We start from the raw sequence: 19,915 nt of genomic DNA, 5'->3' as shown, positions 1-19,915 counted from the left end.
TATCACCTAAGTTTTTTATCCATTATTTGTGAAATAGCGCCGATTTCCCCCATTAATTTTGAGAAATTCTGAGGTGTTAATGATTGGCTGCCGTCACATAAGGCTTCGGCAGGATTCGGATGTACTTCGATCATAAGGCCGTCAGCTCCAGCTGCTATTGCCGCTCTTGACATTGGACTAACCATTTTCCATATACCAGTACCATGACTTGGATCTACTATTACAGGCAGATGGCTAAGACTCTTTACAATAGCTACCGCACTTAAATCTAGAGTGTTCCGTGTATATGTTTCAAAGGTACGGATGCCGCGTTCGCAAAGAATTACGTTGTAGTTTCCTTCACTCATGATATATTCGGCAGCATTAAGCCATTCGCTGATAGTAGCAGATAACCCGCGTTTTAATAAAACGGCTTTATCTGTTCTTCCAACTGTTTTTAACAAGTTAAAGTTTTGCATATTTCTTGCACCTACTTGAAGCACATCAGCATACTTACTGACAATTTCAACCGATGTCGCATCAACGACTTCAGTAACAATTTTAAGACCAGTTTTGTTACGAGCTTCTGCTAACATTTCAAGTCCTTTTTCTTCGAGCCCTTGAAAAGCATATGGTGAAGTTCTCGGCTTGTAAGCTCCGCCACGAAGAAACTGTGCACCAGCTTCTCTTACCACTGTTGCCGCTTCTAAAAGCTGTTCCATACTTTCAACAGCACATGGACCTGCCATAATACCAAGGTGCTGCCCGCCAATAAGTGCGCCTCCAACATTAACTATTGTATCTTCTTGCCTAAACTCTCGGCTAACTAATTTATAGCTCTCAGTAACCGATACAGATTTCTCAACTCCTGGAAAAACGTCTACCGGAAGTTTGGCAATAAGCTTCTTGTCGCCAATTACCCCAATAATAGTACGTGATTCACCTTGTGATAAGTGATACTGCAGGCCAGCCTCAACTAATTTTTTAGTAACTGTGTCTACATCACTTTGGGAAGATTTAGGTCTCATAACAATAATCATATTAGGGCCTCCTTAAAATTTTAATTAATTATCTTAAAAATGAATACAAAAAATCCCGCCCCTAAATCAGGGACGGGATCATTATGCCCGTGGTACCACCCTGCTTGCCTGTAGCAAGCCGCTCATTTCGAGTACACTTCCGATACTCTAGCCCTTGGTAACGGTGGCAATCCGGCACAGTCTACTAGCCAAAGCTTTCAACTTGCTGCTCACAGGTGTATTTCACTCAGTACGCATACCAGGTCTCACCACCCCCTGGCTCTCTGAAAAACGCATCTGACCTACTTTTCCTGTTCATCGCATTTACTGTTATTGACGTTAATATATCAAACATACGCCATCTATGTCAATAGTATTTTTAGTAAAAATACATATGTTTATGTGGTTAGTACATCTCTTCGTGTTCTCAAGGAACTTAGGCAGTTGTTTTATCTGAAATAAAATAAGAGGAAAATTTATATAAATAAAGAATATATTCAAGCAAAATTTGGCATTATTGCTATTATAGTATTATCGAAAAGGAGTTGCTTCTTATCAAAAATTTAAAATTTTTCGGACACGCTTGCTTTCAATTAGCCCACGGTGATACTTCAATAATATTTGATCCATTTCTTACTGATAATCCCTTTAAAATTGCCCAGCCGGATGATATTAACTGCAACTATATTCTAGTTTCGCACGGTCATTTTGATCATCTAGGAGACACAATTGCTATCGCTAAAAGGACTAATTCAACAGTAATCTCTACAGCTGAAATTGCCGGGTTATGCGGCCGCCAGGGATGTCAGACCCATGCAATGCATATAGGAGGAAAGCATACTTTTGACTTTGGCTATGTGAGAGTTACCCCAGCATTCCATGGAGCCGGAGTAGAAGGAGGCCACGCCTGCGGTTTCATTGTTAATTTTTTCGGTACAACTATATATTTTGCTGGTGATACTTCGCTATTTGGCGATATGGAACTGCTTGGTCGTTTAGAGAAAATTGATTTTGCCCTACTTCCAATTGGTGATAACTTTACAATGGGTCCAGATGATGCTGCGATTGCAGCCAATATGCTAAAGGCTAACACTGTTATTCCTATGCATTACAATACATGGCCTTTAATAGCCCAAAACCCAGAACAATATAAGCAGTCCGTAGAAAAGCAGTTCAATATCCCAGTGCAAATCATCAATCCTGGAGAGCTTATAAATATTTAATTTATATACAGAAAACACGGCTATATGCCGAGCCTTAACGACAGCTTAAGTCGATACTCCCTCCTTCTGCATGTAAGAAATTTTTATACTTTTATATAGTACAAAAAATCCCGCACAAAAAAGTGCGGGATTAAATTTTAAATTTTTCTAATCATAGCTGTCTCATCACAATTTGGAAATTTCGGACAGTTAATACATTCTTTCCATACTTTATGAGGAAGTTCTTCTTTAGCAACTTCACTAAAGCCTAGCTTTGAGAAAAATCCTGGCTGATATGTCAGAGTGAACAGTGTTTTAACACCAAGCCCTTTAGCTTCCACTACTAAATCTTCGACAATCTTACTGCCGACTCCTTGCTTAGTAACTTCAGGCGAAATAGCCATTGCTCTTATCTCTGCTAATTCCTCCCAAACTAAATGCAATGCACCAACACCAACTACGACATTGTCTTTTTCCGCTATTATCATATCTCGAAGCGTTTCATAAAGTACATTTCGTGAGCGAGCTAGCATTAGCCCTTGGTCTGCATAATTATTTATTAATTTATGAATAGCCTCTACATCTTTAAAGGTTGGCTTGCGATAAATCATCTAATCCCCTCCTCCACGGTACACCTTGCTGTATAATTATAACTAAATCAATATATTTATGCAATACTCTTTACATTAACTCTTTTTCCCAGACGGACATAATTCAACAACAGGACAGCTATCACAGGACGGATTTCTTGCTTTGCAGATCTGTCTGCCATGCCAAATTAGCCAATGATGAGCTTGTCCCCATTTATCTCGTGGAATTGTTTTCATCAAGCCTTGTTCGACATCAAGGACATTCTCACCGACTGCTAGTTTCAGGCGGTTTGAAACTCTAAAGACATGAGTGTCTACAGCGATAGCCGGAATATCAAAAAGTTCACTCAATACTACATTTGCAGTTTTTCGACCAACTCCTGGCAGCTTAATTAGTTCGTCGTAATCCGAAGGAACTTGACTTCCATAATCATCTAGTAAAATTCGACATGCCGCTATAATGTTTTTGGCTTTACTTCGAAATAAACCGCAATCCCTTATATACTCTTCGAGCTTTGTTTGCCCTAAATCAAGAATTTTTTCGGGTGTATTAAATTCTGGAAACAGTCTTGCCGTTATTATGTTTACTCGAACGTCAGTACATTGAGCAGATAGTATTACTGCGATTAACAGTTCAAAAGGCGATGAATAGTTCAAAGCTGTAGTCGAGTTAGCATAGTATTTTTCCAATATATCGAGCATCTGCTTTTTGATTGCATTTGTTATTCTCATTTTAACCACCGACCATTCATTTAATGAAAATAAGAATAGGCTAGTATTAGTATACCAGCCCATTACATCTATATTGCTTAGCTCTTAAAATAATATTTACAATTAATTCGTTAGACTGCGAACAGGTGCAGGGATTCTGCCGCCACGAGCAATAAATGCCTCGGCACTAAATTTATTAACCTTTAATATCGGGCTGTATCCTAGTAAGCCGCCAAATTCCACATTATCACCAACTTTTTTGCCTGGTACAGGAATAATTCTGACAGCAGTTGTCTTATTATTAATCATACCAATTGCAGCTTCATCTGCAATTATAGCCGAGATGGTTGAAGCGGTAGTATCACCGGGCACAGCAATCATATCTAAGCCAACAGAACAAACACAAGTCATTGCTTCCAATTTCTCTAGAGTTAGACTTCCGCACTCTACAGCGGCAATCATACCCGCATCTTCACTTACAGGGATAAAAGCTCCGCTTAAACCGCCAACATGTGAAGAGGCCATGAGTCCGCCCTTTTTAACGGCATCATTAAGAAGTGCGAGAGCAGCAGTAGTACCTGGAGCACCACAGCTTTCTAGTCCCATCTCTTCTAATATATGGGCGACACTATCCCCAACAGCAGGTGTTGGAGCTAAAGACAAGTCAATAATGCCAAACGGTACACCAAGGCGTCGCGAGGCCTCTTGGGCAACAAGTTGTCCAACTCTTGTGATCTTAAATGCTGTTTTCTTTATCGTTTCAGCTACAACCCCGAAGTCTGATCCTTTTACATCTTCAAGAGCCCTTTTTACAACTCCCGGGCCGCTAACTCCGACATTAATAACTTTCTCTGGCTCACCTACTCCATGAAAGGCCCCAGCCATAAACGGATTATCTTCAGGTACATTAGCAAATACAACCAATTTTGCACAGCCTAAGGCATCGCGATCACGTGTCAGTTCAGCTGTACGCTTTATAATTTCGCCCATTTGCCTTACACAGTCCATATTAATACCTGCTTTAGTCGACCCAAGGTTAACTGAAGAGCACACTCTTTCCGTAGTCGCCAAAGCTTGAGGAATAGAATTTATAAGTATTTTATCACCGTTTGTATAGCCTTTTTCAACTAATGCAGAAAACCCGCCGATAAAGTTAACTCCCACAGCTTTAGCTGCAGCGTCAAGAGCTTCGGCTACAGGAACATAACTGTCTGTACGACAGCTTTCAGCCGCAATAGCGATCGGTGTGACTGAAATTCGCTTATTTATAATTGGAATTCCATATTCTGCTTCGATGTCTTCTCCTGTTTGAACAAGATATTCAGCCGAGCGAGTAATTTTATCATAAATATTTTGACAGAATTGCTTAATATTGGGATGGGCACAGTCTCTCAAGCTTATACCCATAGTGATTGTTCGAACGTCAAGTTTATTTTCCTCAATCATCCGATTTGTTTCTAATATCTCTTGTATTAGCATTACTGTTCCTCCGTTAACTATTACTCTCGAATAAATAAAATCATTATAATTATGTTTACTGATTAAATACGATGCATAATTGAGAAGATATCTTCATGCTGCACTTTAATATCTAGACCTATTTCTTCTCCCTTTCCCTTAAGTAATTGCTGCAGATCTTTTAAGTTTATTTTACTAGCAGTCATATCAGCAATCATGACCATGTTAAAGAAACCATCAAGAATATTTTGATTTATATTTAGGATATTAACATTCTTTTCAGCTAAAATGTTGCTGACCATTGCAATAATACCTACACGATCTTGTCCAACAATAGTTACTACTATCTTCATAATACACTCTCCTCAATAATCCGGTCTATTAATTATCATACTATAAATGCTCTGTTTTCCCATTGAAAACATTTGCAATTTCACAATAGACTACTAATTTATTTTTATTATACGTAAATTGTAACAAAATACAAGGTTTTTCCGCAATGTTTTTATTTTCAGATATCTTAATCGCTACAGATTATGCCAAGTATTCACTAATATAAAACAAATATACGTGCACGGAATACGCATATCAGACTAACTCAGCTCATACCTGAGGTAATGAGCTGAGTTAGTCTGATGTATAAACTATTTTTTATGAAGCAAATATTCGTATACTGCCAGTGCAGCTTTAGATCCGTCACCAGCTGCAATTACAATTTGCTTGTCAATGCCATCAGTCACATCTCCTGCTGCAAATATTCCCGGAATATTTGTCTGACACCGGCCATCTACTAGAATTTCACGTCTATTATTTAGTGCCACAATACCTTCAACAAATTCCGAATTAGGTTTAAGTCCAATTTCGACAAAAACGCCTTGCACATCAAGATCGGTTTCTTCACCTCTATCTTTACGAGCAACTGTAAGTTTTTCAACATATTTTTCGCCGCGAACAGCCTTAGAGATATACCCTTTTAACTCAATAACATTTTTAGCTTGATGAAGCTTATCTATGATAATAGGATCAGCACTATAGCCCCCGCGAACTACTAAGTACACCTTATTGGCAACTGCACTCAATTCCAGCGCGGCCTGCAATGCCGAATTACCGCCTCCAACTACAGCTACCGTTTTGTTTGAATATAGTGGACCGTCACAAGTGGCACAATAGCTAACGCCTCGTCCGGTAAATTCAACTTCACCTGGTACCTCCAGTCGACGAGGTCGTTTACCTGAAGCAATAATTACAGTCTTAGTTGTATACTCACCTTGATCGCTTTGTACCGTAAAGCTGCCATCATCGTTTATTATTAATTTCTTTACTTCTTCATACTTTATATTGTCGGCATGTCTTCTAGCTTGTTCATCAAACTTTTCCATTAACTCCGGACCTGTTATAAACTGATATCCCATATAATTTTCGATTTCCATTGTCCACATGGGCTGTCCGCCAAACTCTTTAGTTAACACTAGAGTGTCTAACTTTTTTCTGGCGGCATACACAGTCGCCGTTAACCCAGCGGGACCACCACCAATTATTATAACATCATGCATTATATCACCCTTATTTATTCTTATTTTGGCGATAATAGGAATAGGTGAGCTCTTCTTCAGTTATAACTGTGCGACCAGAAGTAATATCAGCTACAAATAAAGTATGTGTTCCTACATCTACTATTTTTTCTCGTATTACACTTGCTTCAAGATAAGCTATACAATCTTTTAATATTGGGCATCGGTTTTGGGCAACAAGATACTCAGTATTGGCAAATTTGTCTGCATTTCGCCCTGATTGATAACCAAAATTCTTAACAGCCGAAATATGCTCACGGCCTAAAATCGATACAACAAAGGTTCCACTATACTCTATGTATTCATGGGTTAAATTGTTCTTGTTTATACAAACAGCAATGCGCGGGGGAGTATCCGTCAGCTGAAAAACGCTATTTGCGCACATGCCGTTTAAGTTATTTTCCTTCACTGAGGTTATAATATACAATCCATAACTTATTTTAGTTAAGGCTGCTCTAATTGTTGCTAAATCTGTCTCTAAGATAGATTCAATAGATAAAACCGAATTTTTCTCCTCTAGTAATATAAATAACTCCCTCCCCACTCCGCATAAGGGGCAGCTATCAGGCGGCTGATCACCAGTATGAATATAGTCACATACTGTACATTTCCAACGTTTAATAGGAGTTACTTCTTTAGCTACGTTGTCTTTTTTTAAAGTGAATTCATCTTTGGCAACTCCGCAAATCGGACAAATATCTGGCGGCTCTTCTCCTACATGTTCATAACCGCATACCATACAACGCCATGTTTTCATAAAATATACACCTTTCTGCTGCATGTTTATTATGTAAGTTAAATTATCCATTAACTATATTTTTATCTACTTATGATAAAAATTCCTTTAACTTAAATATCTTTGATTTTGTAAACTAAGCAGGATTAATTTGTTAAATTGGGGAATACAAAAATTACAAAGCCAAAAACAGGAGGTTTTCATTATGCGTCCCCTTGGATTCGTTGACGGTAAAATTATTGATCTTAGTGAAAATGTTGTGCCTATGGAAGACCGCGGCCATCAATTTGGTGATGGTATATATGAAGTCACCAAAGTTTATAATGGCAGATGCTTTGCACTTAAAAGACATATGGATAGAGCTTATCGTTCGTTGCGCGAGCTTAGAATACCAATCGTTTATACTTACGAAGAACTAGAAGAAATGCACAACTTATTGATAAAAGAAAGCGGAATCACCGAAGGTGGAATATACCTGCAGATTACACGCGGAGTTGCACCTAGAGCTCATGGATTCCCTGAACATGTAGTGCCGCGCCTTACAATGTCAATTCGACCAGCCTCTTCAAACGCTAATTTGCTTGAAAACGGAGTTAAAGGTCTGCTGATAGCAGATGAACGCTGGCTGCGCTGTGATATTAAATCACTAAACTTATTAGGTAATATTCTAGGCAAGCAGCGTGCGCAAGAAGCAGGTTGCTATGAAGCAATTCAAATACGAAATGATGTTATTACAGAAGGTACCAGCAGTAATTTCTTCATTATAAAAGACGGTATTCTCTGGACACATCCTGTTTCCAATTTGATACTTAAAGGAATTACTCGTTCGATAATTATTGAAGAGATTGCTCCGGCCTTAGATCTTACAATTTTAGAAAAAACTTTTACACCTGACTTTGCCAAAAAAGCAGATGAGGCCTTTGTCTCTGGCACTACTTCTGAAATAATGCCGATACTAAGCCTTGACGGTATTAGAATCGGAAATGGGGATGTAGGTCCTATAACACGCCGACTGCAGCAAGCTTATAACGAAATTATTGACAAAGAGTGCGGTCGTAAACAATAATACAGCTTTTTGTTAAATCAGTATATAAAACCAGACTCGGAGAGAACTAATCTCGAGTCTGGTTTTAATATTTATTCAGTTGACTGAGCCAATAGATTATGGTACTATTTCTGAATAAACTCACCATGAAAGGATGGTTCTATATGACTCCAGAAATTATTGCACGGATAAATGAACTTGCAAAAAAACAGCGAGAGTGTGGATTGAATCATCAAGAATGCGCTGAACAAGCCAAACTTCGCCGTATATATATTGACAACATAAAAAATCAACTCAGAATTAATTTGGATTGTGTAAAAATAGTTCCAGAGTCAAGCCCTAATTAAGCAGGCTTTGTATGGAAGTTAAATGTGATAATCGTCAGACCTTGTCCTATTTGTGGTTATTAACGGGTGGTCATTTTCTCAGTGATTTCTATGCGAACTTCTTGCCTGCACTGCTGCCTGTAGTAATTTCTAATCTAGGTATATCATTAACAGTAAGCGGACTTTTAGTTATGGTGTTTGCAATAACTTCGAGTATGCTTCAACCAGTTTTCGGCTATTTTGTTGATAAGAGCGGCTATACATGGCTTATATTAACTACATTGCCGATAAGTGCAGTTTTTATTTGTTTTGGCGCCTTATCTAGTACCCCAGTAATGCTGTTTAGTTCTGTTGCCCTCGCGGGATTAGCAACATCATTATTTCATCCGCTGGGTTCAAGCCTTATCGGCCGGACTACTAACCACAGCAATAAGAGCATTTCTATGTCCATTTTTGTCGGTGGCGGCAATTTAGGATATGCACTTGCTCCGGTTATAGTTATTTACCTAATAGCTAGTTATGGAATAGAGTATTTGCCTTGGTTAGTTTTGCCTAGTATAGTAATTACCACTGCCTACTATATAACTGGTCTGCACAAAGTTAATTTAACAATTAATCGCGAATCTTTTACCAATGACGAACGGTGGTATAAGTCAAAAAGCATAATAAAACTTAACCTTGTAATGGCTCTTAGGTCCTGGCCCCAAGTTGCTATTCCTACATTCTTGCCTGTGATGCTTTCGCTACAAGGTTATGAACCAACTCTTGCGGGAAACATGCTAACCATCTTTTTACTAAGCGGAGCTATTGGCGGGCTTATCGGTGGTTATTGTGGCGATAAATTCGGCTATAAAAATTGCATAATAGGCGCTTTAATATTTGGATTGATTCCAACCTATATGTTCTTATCAACGGAAGGACTACACTGGATTATATGGATTTCGTTAGGATTATGTGGTGCTGCTTTGCAGAGCATGGTGCCTTCTTCAATTATATGGGCCCAGCATATTATGCCTAAAAATGCAGCAATGGCTTCTGGCATGATGCTGGGGCTTTCATTTGGACTCGGAGGAGTTGGAACTGCTGTTACTGGAATTCTTGCTGATCTCATCGGACTTAAACTGGCACTGCTGGCAACATTAGTTCCGCTGATTATTTCAATCCCAATAGCATTTAGTATACCTGTAAATGAACATCATCTAGTAAATACTAAGTCTTGCTAAATAAAATGCCATTGGCTGACGCCAATGGCATTTTATTTAGCAAAAATTTATACAGCTTTTTATCTTGGCTCGTAAGTCTGACAATCAGTGTCCTGTTCTAATGAAGCATTAGCGCCCATTACGTCAATTCTGGCTGCATCACAAAGATTGTTATGGTGCCAATATTTACAGTTACTTACAAAACATTCAACAGTTGGTGTCACTTGAGTTCCGCTCAAAAAAGCAGCAGAGACCATACCGCCAACATTCGCATTGTGAAGCGCACCTACCATATCACCAACTGTTTTACGAGCGTGAAAGGATTTGCATAAGGTATCTGCCGAAGTTGATGATTCACTTGAAGTCTGATCGTTATAAATACTAATTTTGGCAGCCATACACTGATCGCCAGGCATATAGTGTGTGCATTGATCAACTGTACATTTTACCAAAGGATTAGCTGTTGCCATAATATCACCCCTAATTTTTTTTTTTAGTTTCTTCTAAAATGAATCGAATTATCCATTAAATATTTACCATTTCTAAAGCAACTCTCAAATCATAATGACAATTTGGACAGTACAATAAATGCACACATTGCTTGACTGGCGTCTGATAAGGACCGTATATGCTATCACGACTCATATACGGGCTATATGGACCGTAATAATTTTCGATTGCACCTCCATCAGTCATTTGCTGGTTACATATAGGACATATTTTATCAAGTGGCTGCAACGCATTACATAATGGACACACCATTTCCACCTTTTTCACCTCTATATAGTTCAAGCACTACTACTTGCACTAAAGCATACTATATAACAGAATGCCTTTACTATTGGGGGTCGGTAATATGCTTGCGCTTAATAACATCCTTGACATGGCAAGTATTATATTAGGATTTACAATTTTTATTATTATGTGGTTTGACACTACGCAAAATAACAGGAACAAACTTAAAGCAGCTAGCATAGCAATATTGTTTGCAGCTATTCTCGACTTAATTCATCTTATGTCATATACAGAGATGTTAAAGCCGATTAGCGATTTCATGGACAAAAACTGTGTTTCACTTTTCGCATTAGCAAGAATTGTCTGGTCTTGCGCTCTCCTTTATGCTGTTTACCTTCCTGCCAAACGAAACGGCTACCAAAACTCTTCTATAATCTACACTATCATAATAATTTTACTGATATTAATGGCGAACATTGCTTTCAGCTCAGATAATTGGTCTTTTTATCTTATCAATAGTTACAACCATCCACTATTAAAGACCGTCTTACTAGCCGCACTATTACCTGATATTGCTGCTTTAATGATTTTACGTAAAAATTACGTGAGCTATATTACCGCAAATAAGCTACAGATTGCGCTGTTATTTGATATGTTAACTAACATAGGTTTTGCAATAAATGTTCATATACCCTTTGATCTAGGTTTTTCAGTTCATATCTTTAAATTTTTAGCCTCCTGTTTCATGCTTCAAGCAGTATTTAGGCTGGTTGTAAGATATCCTTATGAACAATTAGTAAAACTGACAGAGCGTTTAGAAGATTTAGTTGCAAAGAATGCCACTCTTTACAAAGAGTCTGAAAAGCAAAGAAATCTAGTCGAAAATGCGTTAGCTAAAATAGGTGCAATTATATCTTCCCAACTTGACTTACGGGATACTCTCGACGCTATAGCAGATATGGTTGCAGATATGATGAACTCAAGCCAAAGTGTAATTGCCCTAATTACAAATGATCAATCACAATTACAGGTTGTTGCTACCTACGGCATTAATACACCGCCTTCTATTCTGCCGCTTAAGCAAAGTCTTGGCGGTAAAGTGATTGAGGAGAATAGAGCACTTTTTTTAAGTGATTTATCCTCATATCCTGATATTTTTCGCCCTCAGTTAATATTCTCTAGCATTCGTTCAATTATAGCTGCTCCTTTAATTAATGACGGACACATAATAGGAGTTATCGAAGTCTACTCGAGTGAAAGTGCTTCATATGAGCAGCATGATGCGCTATTTCTTACCGCACTAGGTCATCATGCAGGTGCAGCTATAGCTAGCGCCATGTTGTTTGAAGAAACGAAGCTTCGGCTAGAGGAAGAAAAATTTTTATCCGAAATAGCTCAAGCATCAGCATCATCTATTGATACTGATACCATAATTGAACAATGTACCAGACATGCAGTCAAAGCCATGAACGGAAACGTTGGGATAGGTCTACTATTGAGTGATAATCGAGATTTTTATAAAGTAGCAGCATCAATAAATTTTTCCTGTAAACTTCCTGATTTTTCTCTAAGTGACTTTCCTAAACTTGCCGCTCTAGTCGGAGGGTTAAAACCAGTAACAGCCTCAGCCGATGTCTTTGAACCACTTACTCATTCATGTGATAAAATTGATATCCGTCATTTAATGGTATTACCACTGGCAGTTGATGAGCGCTTACTCGGGTTTATTATAATAGGTTGGCAAAGATTTATATCACCTGAAAGGTTAAAACGAGTTTCCTTTGCTAAAATTATGGCTCAGCAAATCGCGTTAGGATTAGAAAAAGCTCATTTATATAATCAAGTTAAATCCATGGCTTTATCTGACGGTTTAACAGGCTTGGCTAATCGTCGAAATTTCGATATGTTTTTAAAGACTGAACTTAGGAGAGCGGCATCATTAAAGCGTCCGCTAAGCCTAATTATGTTAGATCTTGATAAATTTAAAAACTATAATGACACATACGGACATTTAATAGGAGATAAGTTGCTTGCCCAAATTGGGCAAATCTTGCACCATAATGTTCGCAATATAGATTTGCCTGCACGTTATGGCGGCGAAGAATTCAGCATCATTCTACCTGAATGCAGTTGTGCAGAAGCAACAGTTGTAGCGGAAAAGCTTCGTGAAATAATCGAAACGAGTAACTGCCCTGATAATCTAGGTACTTTTACTGCTAAGATAACTGCAAGTATGGGTGTAACAACATATGACCCAGCTCTAATAAGCTGTCCACCTGATACTGAGAAGATTATTTCTGTTGCTGATAAAGCATTGTACCAGGCTAAGCAGCAAGGACGTAATCGGGTAATAAGCACAACAATTTTAGATTAATGAAAATCAAACATCTGTTGCAAACATGCTACAGATGTTTGATTTTTTCTAGTATTTTATAGCAAATTCCAATTCAGGTAGGTTATAATTTATTAAAAGATTCATAATTAATAATTTTATCTGCCATCAGGAACAATACTACAATTGGACTTCATTTAATTAACTCAATATTTGATACTGGGATATATTTTTCTAGTGAGGTGTCTTTAATGTCTACAAATAATACACTCGATATTAAACCCCGTATTCTGTATCGTATAGCTAAAGCTGCTTGGGAAGGTAAACTTATGGAGCAGCGTGAAGAAATTTGTCAACTTGTTCATGATGAATTTAAAAACAACGTTGATCGCAGGTATGTTGCTAACCAAATTCGTCTTGCAATGGGACTGCCTATGCATGACTCGGATTCCGTAATAAACGATTTTGACAATGAAGCTCTAATGGGTATGGGTAATGAACCAGTAATTATTGCCGACCCAGCATCGTGCAAGCTCTGTCCTGAAGGTGATCGTGCATGTCAGAACGCATGTCCCTTTGATGCGATTAATCACGATACATATGGAAAAGTATCAATTGACTATGACAAATGCATGGGCGAAGGTCATTGTGTGCAAGCCTGCAGTTTTGGTGCACTTTCAGAAAAGACACAGTTTGTCCCTTTAATAAATCTACTGCGTCAAAACTCTCATCCAGTATATGCTTCAGTTGCACCAGCTTTTGCTGGCCAATTTGGAGAAAACGTTACTGCAGGAAAACTTAGGTCGGCATTGATCAATCTTGGCTTTGTTGATATGGTCGAAACAGCTTTATACGCTGACCTCATAACTATGAAAGAAGCATTTGAATTTGATGATCATGTAAAAACAGAAGAGGACTTTTTATTGACAAGTTGCTGCTGCCCTGTTTGGATTAAACTTATCGAGAATAAATTTCCCGAACTGATAGAGCATATATCTCCAACAGTTTCACCAATGATTGCTTCTGCTCGAGTTATAAAAGCCTTTAATTCTGAAGCGAAAGTAGTGTTTATCGGTCCATGCGTGGCAAAAAAATCTGAAGCGATGCTTCCTGATTTAAAGGGATCAATAGACTTTGTACTTACCTTTCAAGAACTAGCTACAATATTCGAAGCAGCAGAAATTCACCCTGAAGACCAAGCTGATGAAGAATCCTCACATGCTTCTTTAAGCGGCAGAATATATGCTCACACTGGTGGAGTAAGTAAAGCTGTTGAGAAGACTCTAAACAAACTGGTTCCTAATCGGGTCCATAAGCTAAAGGCCTTATGTGTCGACGGTATACCTGATTGTCAGCAGGTACTTAGTCGTATACAAAATGGCAATATTGGTGCAAATTTCATTGAGGGAATGGCTTGCAAGGGCGGTTGTGTTGGTGGACCAGGACGAATAATTAATGCTAGTGATGGTAAACAATATGTCGTAGAGTATGGGGACAAAGCTACTGCCGAAACTCCGGTCGAAAACCCACAAGTTTACGCTATACTAGCTAGGTTAGGTCAGGAGTCCCAAGAACTTATTCTTACTGGTGAAAGTCCAATGGCAAAACTGCTTGCCAGAAAACTAAAATAGGAAATTATTGCCACATAAAGTATACATGTTAAATTTATCACAATATTAATGTGCACTGATTGACAAAAGTGGCATAAATAACTATAATTAAAACTGTTTGGTAAAGCCGATATTTTAACCTGTAAAATTCGCAATTCACTGAATTTGCGTCATATTTTGGGGTATTAGTCGGTATTATATTATCTAAATTGATCTACATAAACTAGGAGGAGATTACTTAATGGCCAAGAATCCGGTTAAAATTATGGAAACAGTGCTACGTGACGGTCATCAGTCTCTAGCTGCTACTCGTATGCGTATCACTGATATGGTCCCTCAGCTGCAAGCACTTGACGAAGCTGGCTACTGGGCAATTGAAGCTTGGGGCGGTGCTACATTTGACAGCTGTCTTCGCTTCTTGAACGAAGATCCTTGGGAGCGTCTAAAATTCCTGAAAAAGAACCTTAAAACTCCTATCTCCATGCTTCTTAGAGGCCAAAACATTCTTGGTTACAACCACTACGCTGACGACGTTGTTGAAATGTTCGTTAAGAAAATGGTTGAGCATGGTATCGGCGTTATTCGTGTATTCGATGCATTAAATGACGTTCGTAACCTTGAAGTTTCAATCAAAGCTGGTCTTGAAGCTGGCGCACACGTACAAGGTGTTTGCGTATACACAATCAGCCCATACCACACTAAAGAAAGCTATCTGAAGCTTGCACATGATCTTGAGGACAGAGGAGTTCACTCCATTTGTATCAAGGACATGTCCGGTCTATTAGCTCCATATGTAGCTTATGATCTAGTTAAAGCTATGAAAGCTGAAATTAAAGTTCCAATTCAGTTACATACTCACTATACAAGCGGCTTCGGTTCAATGACTTACCTTAAAGCAATTGAAGCAGGCGTTGATACAGTTGACTGCGCATTGTCACCATTTGCACTTGGTACTTCACAGCCTTGTACCGAAACTATGATCGCTGCTCTTGAAGGCACTGATCGTGATACTGGTATCGACCGCAAAAAACTTAAGCCTATCGCTATTCACTTTGGCGAAGTTAAGAAAAGCCTTGCTGAGGACTTCAAGCTTAAAACTTACTTCGACGTTGATACTAACGTTCTTGATTTCCAAATTCCTGGCGGTATGCTTTCAAATCTGTACAACCAGCTTAGAGAGCAAGGTATGGAAGACAAATATCAAGAGCTTCTTGAAGAAATGCCACGCGTACGTGCTGACCTTGGATACCCTCCATTGGTTACACCTACTAGCCAAATCGTTGGTTCCATGGCTACTTTCAATGTTATGCTTGGCGAACGTTACAAAATTGTTCCTCGCGAAGTTAAGGACTTGGCTCGTGGTAAATACGGCCGTACTCCTCTACCTGTTGCTGAAGAAGTTCGTGAGAAAATCATTGGCAGCGATCCAATCATTGAGCATCGCCCAGCTGATGACATTGCTCCACAACTTGAAACTCTTAAAGCACAACTTGCTGAAAAAGGATATCCAAACGCTTCTATCGAAGACGTGTTATCCTATGCAGTATTCCCAGAAGTTGCTTTGGAATTCTTCAAAAAGAACCGTTAATAATATTGCACCCATGCCTAGCATGGGTGCTTTTATTTTGTATTTTGATTAAAGAAAAAGCTTGATTCTATCTTTTCGATAAAATCAAGCTTTTAAAATTATTTGTGGAAACAAGATTTACCAATAAATTCACGTAAAATTGAATTTAATGGAACCTCATCCTCGTTAGCAATTGAATCAAAATAAGATAGGAACTTTAGTAGGCGTGTTGCCTCCGAGTATTCGGGATCAGCATTTGTAACCTTTTCTAGTAATGGTTCCGCATACTTCTTCAAAACCGATAGCTCGTAAAGTAATGCTGAGTTGAACATTATATCAGCTTCTTCTTGAAACGGAAAAATATTTCGCTCTTCGCCTCTTCGTACTGACGGCCAAATCTTGAGTGATTTTATAGCATTATGTCCTCTAAACTGATTGTCCCTCACAATGCGTCTTATCAATCGAGTATCCGTTGTCGGAATACGATTATGGTTATCAATCGAGAGCTGAGTTAGAGCACTTATATAAATCTTAACTTTATGATCGCGTGATACAGCACTAGTAAGTCTTTCATTTAAACCGTGAATGCCTTCAATTATTAGCGGCTGATCCGGATCGACTTTAATTCTATTACCTCGAAATTCCCGCTGTCCTGTTAAAAAATTATAGTAAGGTATTTCAACTTCCTGACCGGCTAAAAGGTTTGTTAAGTGTTCATTAAAAAGCTCAAGATCAATTGCTTCAATTGCCTCAAAATCATACTCACCTTTTTCATCTCGCGGAGTATGAGCACGGTCAACAAAATAATCATCCAAAGAAATAGGAACTGGACGGACTCCATTTACCCTTAAATGAATTCCTAAGCGCTGCGCGAAAGTTGTCTTACCAGAAGATGACGGGCCTGCAACCAGTATTACCCTTACTTCCTTGCGATGTTCTGAGATAAAATCTGCTATTTGAGCTATTTTTTTCTCATGAAGAGCCTCTGCAACTCTTACAATATCTATAAACTCATCTTTTTGCACATGATTATTAAGCGTGGCAACGTAACCACAGCCTAATATGTCTCCCCATCTTTCGGCTTCGGCAAATATTTCTGCCAGTTTTGGCTGCTCTACGTAAGCTGGGATACTATCAGGCCGGTCTTTTTCAGGGAAGCGCAGTATTAAGCCTGGCTTAAAGTATTTAAGTTCAAAGACAGATAAGTATCCTGTGCTCGGCACCATTGTTCCGTATAAGTAATCGTATATTTGGCCGCAGTAATATAATGTTACCTTATCCCGCTTAAGCTGTTTAAGCAAATTGACCTTTTCGTAATGCCCAGCTTTCTCAAATAAGTCAACCGCTTCTTCTATTGGAACCACCTTTTTAATAATCGGGCGATCTTCTGCCACAATTTGCTTCATACGTTCTTGAATTTTGTTTACATCATCTTCTGTAAGACTTCTGCCTAGATATACCTCACAATACAGCCCCTTGCTTAATGAGTGCTCTACCGTTACTTCACTCTTAGAGAAAACTTCCTCAATGGCAGTTATCATAACGAAAGTTAAAGAACGCTGATAAGCCTTAATTCCTTCGTCAGTATGTAAATCTAAAAATTCAATCGTACAGTTTTCTTCAATAGTTGCCTGCAAATCTTTAACAGTATTATTTACTTTAGCTGCTACTATTAATGTAGAATATAGTTCCTGCATTTCTCTAGCAATTTCAACTATAGAAGAACCATAAGGATAGTTTCTCTTCTCTCCATTAGGAAATTGCACTATAACCATATTTTCCATTCGTTATGCCTCCATTACCCCTGAAATCCTGTTAAGCGCAATTATCAATTATTCGTATGAATACTATATGCTTTTAAAGCAACTATTTATGATGAAGAAATATATGTCAATTAAGGTATAAAATCAATTTGCTTAGAATAAGGAGATTATTTTATAACCGATAGCGCTTACAAGTGCAGTACAAGGAATAGTTAAAATCCAAGCAATTAGCATTTGCTGAGCAACTCCCCAGCGCACAGCATTAACACGTTTAGCCGTTCCAACACCCATAATTGAACCTGATACAACATGTGTCGTACTTACTGGTAAATGTAATAAAGTAGCTGTAAATATTACAATAGCCGAGTTTAGATCTGCTGCAAAACCGCTAATAGGCTCAAGTTTGAAAATCTTGCCACCCATTGTCTTTATAATTCGCCAGCCGCCTGCTGCGGTACCAAGGCCCATAGCTAATGCCGCTGATAATTTAACCCAAGTCGGAACCTCTAGGGTAGTCAAATAACCTCCGCTGACTAGCGCTAAAGTTATAATACCCATAGCTTTTTGAGCATCATTAGAACCATGAGAAAACGACATCATCGCGGCAGATAGTATCTGCATTCTTTTAAATTTGGAATTGATATTTGACGGCGACATTCGCCCAAATATCCAGAAAAGTGCAATCATTATTATAAGTCCTGACAGCATCGCCAATACAGGCGATATTACAAGTGATAATACAATTTTAATGATGCCTTGCATCTTAAGACCATTAATCCCAATTGAAGCTAGAACAGCCCCTACAACACCGCCAACAAGAGCGTGTGACGAACTGCTTGGTATCCCGTACCACCATGTTAACAAGTTCCAAAATATCGCTCCAATAAGTGCAGCAATAATAACTTGCTGGTTTATCATTTGAGCAGATTTAACTAAATCTCCTCCAATGGTCTTAGCAACACCCGTACTATACATGGCACCTAGAAAGTTTAAACTAGCAGCCATCCAAACTGCAACCCTTGGGGGAAGTGCTCTAGTTGATACAGACGTAGCTATAGCATTAGCCGTATCATGAAATCCGTTAATATAATCAAAAGCTAAAGCTAGTACAACGACAGTAATTATTAATAACTCAGGCATATTTCATTACCACACCCCGTAACAAGTCTGCTAGATCTTCACAATGATCTAAAGTATCCTCTAGATATTCTAATACTTCTTTCCACTTAATTATTTCAATTGGATCTGGGCAAGAAGTAAATAGATTAGCAACTTCTTGACGATAAATCCGATCCCCTTCGCTCTCAAGAACTGTAATTTTACGTGTATGGTCCAGAATTTTATTCTGGTTACCTTTAATATTTCTAAGCAAGTCAAATGCCTTTACAAGCTCCTCAGTACAGTCCACAAGTAAGCGAGTCAACTCGACTGCTCCAGGACTTGGCTGACCAGTACGGTATAACAGCATTCTCTCAACTGTTCCTTGCAAAAAATCCACTCCGTCATCTAGAAGCGTAGCCATTGCATAGATATCTTCCCTGTCAAGCGGGGTAATAAATGTTTGGTTAAGCTTGTCGATAATTGCATCATTTACATCATCTGCGGCATGTTCTAGATTAGATACCTGCATCATTTTCTCTTCGATTTTGGTATAGTCATCTACAACTTCTTTGAGCACAATAGCGCCATCCCTTAGTAAGCGGGCACTTTCAGCAAATAACTTAAAAAATTCATCTTCTTTTGGTTTTAAACAAAACATACCTAACCTCCAAATTGCGTTTTAGTATCTTATAGAAAGTTTTTATGCATACAAAATTACTATATCACCAATATATAAATAATACAATAACTATAAAAAAGTGAGAAAGAATGATAAATTTCGTCATTCTTCCTCATTTTTCTATCTATGCTTCAATAACATCTTAAAAAGTCGATATCCAACTATTGATAAAGGAGCTCTTCTAATAGCAAAGCGTATACCCCAAATGAAAACTAAAATTGCACTCAGAATATGGAGCAGCCAAACACCTGCTCCAACAGACTCATTTCGTGAAAATATATTTTTTTTG

The 19,915-nt window shown here is 38.4% G+C and carries 19 protein-coding genes and 1 other annotated feature; of the genes, 7 read left to right on the top strand and 12 right to left on the bottom strand.

Annotated features, from left to right (window positions below; all coding sequences use genetic code 11):
* Positions 1-2 precede the first annotated feature (2 nt).
* Positions 3-1,019 carry a 3-deoxy-7-phosphoheptulonate synthase gene (gene aroF, locus V6C17_RS03115; protein WP_333521086.1) on the bottom strand — a complete coding sequence of 339 codons (1,017 nt, stop codon included), beginning with the start codon at positions 1,017-1,019 and terminating at the stop codon, positions 3-5.
* Between the two features lie 65 nt (positions 1,020-1,084).
* Positions 1,085-1,326 (bottom strand) — a binding site (T-box leader).
* Positions 1,327-1,552: 226 nt separating this feature from the next.
* Here aroF and V6C17_RS03110 point away from each other — a divergent pair.
* A complete protein-coding gene (locus V6C17_RS03110; protein ID WP_333521154.1) occupies positions 1,553-2,221 on the top strand; it encodes a metal-dependent hydrolase in 669 nt (222 codons plus the stop codon).
* A gap of 137 nt (positions 2,222-2,358) precedes the next feature.
* Here V6C17_RS03110 and V6C17_RS03105 read toward each other — a convergent pair whose 3' ends face one another.
* The 6 genes from V6C17_RS03105 to V6C17_RS03080 form a co-directional block, all read right to left on the bottom strand.
* Positions 2,359-2,811 carry an N-acetyltransferase gene (locus tag V6C17_RS03105; protein ID WP_333521085.1) on the bottom strand — a complete coding sequence of 151 codons (453 nt, stop codon included), beginning with the start codon at positions 2,809-2,811 and terminating at the stop codon, positions 2,359-2,361.
* Between the two features lie 75 nt (positions 2,812-2,886).
* Positions 2,887-3,522, bottom strand: coding sequence for an endonuclease III (nth, locus tag V6C17_RS03100; protein ID WP_333521084.1), 636 nt, complete (start codon positions 3,520-3,522; stop codon positions 2,887-2,889).
* Positions 3,523-3,624: 102 nt separating this feature from the next.
* Positions 3,625-4,980 carry a PFL family protein gene (locus tag V6C17_RS03095; protein WP_333521083.1) on the bottom strand — a complete coding sequence of 452 codons (1,356 nt, stop codon included), beginning with the start codon at positions 4,978-4,980 and terminating at the stop codon, positions 3,625-3,627.
* A 62-nt stretch (positions 4,981-5,042) separates the two neighbouring features.
* Positions 5,043-5,312, bottom strand: coding sequence for an ACT domain-containing protein (locus V6C17_RS03090; protein ID WP_333521082.1), 270 nt, complete (start codon positions 5,310-5,312; stop codon positions 5,043-5,045).
* 291 nt (positions 5,313-5,603) lie between these two features.
* Complete coding sequence (locus tag V6C17_RS03085; RefSeq protein ID WP_333521081.1) at positions 5,604-6,512, bottom strand: NAD(P)/FAD-dependent oxidoreductase; 909 nt, start codon at positions 6,510-6,512, stop codon at positions 5,604-5,606.
* Between the two features lie 10 nt (positions 6,513-6,522).
* Positions 6,523-7,287, bottom strand: a complete 765-nt coding sequence (locus V6C17_RS03080; RefSeq protein ID WP_333521080.1) for a flavin reductase — start codon at positions 7,285-7,287, stop codon at positions 6,523-6,525.
* 184 nt (positions 7,288-7,471) lie between these two features.
* Between V6C17_RS03080 and dat the strand changes: the two genes are divergently transcribed.
* From dat to V6C17_RS03065, 3 genes are all read left to right on the top strand, one after another.
* Complete coding sequence (gene dat / locus V6C17_RS03075) at positions 7,472-8,332, top strand: D-amino-acid transaminase (protein WP_333521079.1); 861 nt, start codon at positions 7,472-7,474, stop codon at positions 8,330-8,332.
* A 143-nt stretch (positions 8,333-8,475) separates the two neighbouring features.
* Complete coding sequence (locus tag V6C17_RS03070) at positions 8,476-8,658, top strand: DUF896 domain-containing protein (protein ID WP_333521078.1); 183 nt, start codon at positions 8,476-8,478, stop codon at positions 8,656-8,658.
* A gap of 11 nt (positions 8,659-8,669) precedes the next feature.
* Positions 8,670-9,860, top strand: coding sequence for an MFS transporter (locus V6C17_RS03065; RefSeq protein WP_333521077.1), 1,191 nt, complete (start codon positions 8,670-8,672; stop codon positions 9,858-9,860).
* A 59-nt stretch (positions 9,861-9,919) separates the two neighbouring features.
* Here V6C17_RS03065 and V6C17_RS03060 read toward each other — a convergent pair whose 3' ends face one another.
* Together V6C17_RS03060 and V6C17_RS03055 are read right to left on the bottom strand one after the other, a co-directional pair.
* Positions 9,920-10,309: a DUF1540 domain-containing protein gene (locus V6C17_RS03060; RefSeq protein ID WP_333521076.1), complete on the bottom strand. Its 390-nt coding sequence runs from the start codon at positions 10,307-10,309 to the stop codon at positions 9,920-9,922.
* A gap of 55 nt (positions 10,310-10,364) precedes the next feature.
* On the bottom strand, positions 10,365-10,607 hold the full coding sequence (locus V6C17_RS03055; RefSeq protein WP_442891429.1) for a hypothetical protein: 243 nt from the start codon (positions 10,605-10,607) through the stop codon (positions 10,365-10,367).
* Between the two features lie 88 nt (positions 10,608-10,695).
* Here V6C17_RS03055 and V6C17_RS03050 point away from each other — a divergent pair, with 88 nt between their 5' ends.
* The 3 genes from V6C17_RS03050 (at position 10,696) to V6C17_RS03040 (ending at position 16,104) form a co-directional block, all read left to right on the top strand.
* Positions 10,696-12,948 (top strand): diguanylate cyclase, encoded by a 2,253-nt coding sequence (locus V6C17_RS03050; protein ID WP_333521075.1) that lies wholly within the window; start codon positions 10,696-10,698, stop codon positions 12,946-12,948.
* A 209-nt stretch (positions 12,949-13,157) separates the two neighbouring features.
* Entirely contained in the window at positions 13,158-14,537 is a 1,380-nt protein-coding gene (locus tag V6C17_RS03045; RefSeq protein ID WP_333521074.1) for a [Fe-Fe] hydrogenase large subunit C-terminal domain-containing protein, read from the top strand.
* 220 nt (positions 14,538-14,757) lie between these two features.
* Positions 14,758-16,104 (top strand): pyruvate carboxylase subunit B, encoded by a 1,347-nt coding sequence (locus tag V6C17_RS03040; protein ID WP_333521073.1) that lies wholly within the window; start codon positions 14,758-14,760, stop codon positions 16,102-16,104.
* Between the two features lie 98 nt (positions 16,105-16,202).
* Here V6C17_RS03040 and V6C17_RS03035 read toward each other — a convergent pair whose 3' ends face one another.
* The 3 genes from V6C17_RS03035 to V6C17_RS03025 form a co-directional block, all read right to left on the bottom strand.
* Entirely contained in the window at positions 16,203-17,867 is a 1,665-nt protein-coding gene (locus V6C17_RS03035; RefSeq protein ID WP_442891428.1) for a TGS domain-containing protein, read from the bottom strand.
* Positions 17,868-17,999: 132 nt separating this feature from the next.
* Positions 18,000-18,986 (bottom strand): inorganic phosphate transporter, encoded by a 987-nt coding sequence (locus V6C17_RS03030; RefSeq protein WP_333521072.1) that lies wholly within the window; start codon positions 18,984-18,986, stop codon positions 18,000-18,002.
* Complete coding sequence (locus V6C17_RS03025; RefSeq protein WP_333521071.1) at positions 18,979-19,605, bottom strand: DUF47 domain-containing protein; 627 nt, start codon at positions 19,603-19,605, stop codon at positions 18,979-18,981. The genes V6C17_RS03030 and V6C17_RS03025 overlap by 8 nt, the downstream gene beginning before the upstream one ends.
* Positions 19,606-19,915: the final 310 nt, after the last annotated feature.

The organism is Dendrosporobacter sp. 1207_IL3150 (genome assembly GCF_036763085.1).
In the GTDB taxonomy this organism is placed as follows: Bacteria; Bacillota; Negativicutes; order DSM-1736; family Dendrosporobacteraceae; genus JBAIYU01.
Note: the sequence above shows the minus strand (reverse complement) of the source record. Positions and strands in the feature narration are given on the sequence as shown.

Bases quoted from the DNA above. Each gene is read 5' to 3' on its own strand.
- V6C17_RS03065 (WP_333521077.1), top strand. From the start codon at position 8,670: ATGGAAGTTAAATGTGATAATCGTCAGACCTTGTCCTATTTGTGGTTA.
- V6C17_RS03105 (WP_333521085.1), bottom strand. From the start codon at position 2,811: ATGATTTATCGCAAGCCAACCTTTAAAGATGTAGAGGCTATTCATAAA.
- V6C17_RS03050 (WP_333521075.1), top strand. From the start codon at position 10,696: ATGCTTGCGCTTAATAACATCCTTGACATGGCAAGTATTATATTAGGA.
- V6C17_RS03080 (WP_333521080.1), bottom strand. From the start codon at position 7,287: ATGAAAACATGGCGTTGTATGGTATGCGGTTATGAACATGTAGGAGAA.
- V6C17_RS03025 (WP_333521071.1), bottom strand. From the start codon at position 19,605: ATGTTTTGTTTAAAACCAAAAGAAGATGAATTTTTTAAGTTATTTGCT.
- V6C17_RS03070 (WP_333521078.1), top strand. From the start codon at position 8,476: ATGACTCCAGAAATTATTGCACGGATAAATGAACTTGCAAAAAAACAG.
- V6C17_RS03095 (WP_333521083.1), bottom strand. From the start codon at position 4,980: ATGCTAATACAAGAGATATTAGAAACAAATCGGATGATTGAGGAAAAT.
- aroF (WP_333521086.1), bottom strand. From the start codon at position 1,019: ATGATTATTGTTATGAGACCTAAATCTTCCCAAAGTGATGTAGACACA.
- nth (WP_333521084.1), bottom strand. From the start codon at position 3,522: ATGAGAATAACAAATGCAATCAAAAAGCAGATGCTCGATATATTGGAA.
- V6C17_RS03090 (WP_333521082.1), bottom strand. From the start codon at position 5,312: ATGAAGATAGTAGTAACTATTGTTGGACAAGATCGTGTAGGTATTATT.
- dat (WP_333521079.1), top strand. From the start codon at position 7,472: ATGCGTCCCCTTGGATTCGTTGACGGTAAAATTATTGATCTTAGTGAA.
- V6C17_RS03085 (WP_333521081.1), bottom strand. From the start codon at position 6,512: ATGCATGATGTTATAATAATTGGTGGTGGTCCCGCTGGGTTAACGGCG.
- V6C17_RS03045 (WP_333521074.1), top strand. From the start codon at position 13,158: ATGTCTACAAATAATACACTCGATATTAAACCCCGTATTCTGTATCGT.
- V6C17_RS03040 (WP_333521073.1), top strand. From the start codon at position 14,758: ATGGCCAAGAATCCGGTTAAAATTATGGAAACAGTGCTACGTGACGGT.
- V6C17_RS03035 (WP_442891428.1), bottom strand. From the start codon at position 17,867: ATGGAAAATATGGTTATAGTGCAATTTCCTAATGGAGAGAAGAGAAAC.
- V6C17_RS03060 (WP_333521076.1), bottom strand. From the start codon at position 10,309: ATGGCAACAGCTAATCCTTTGGTAAAATGTACAGTTGATCAATGCACA.
- V6C17_RS03030 (WP_333521072.1), bottom strand. From the start codon at position 18,986: ATGCCTGAGTTATTAATAATTACTGTCGTTGTACTAGCTTTAGCTTTT.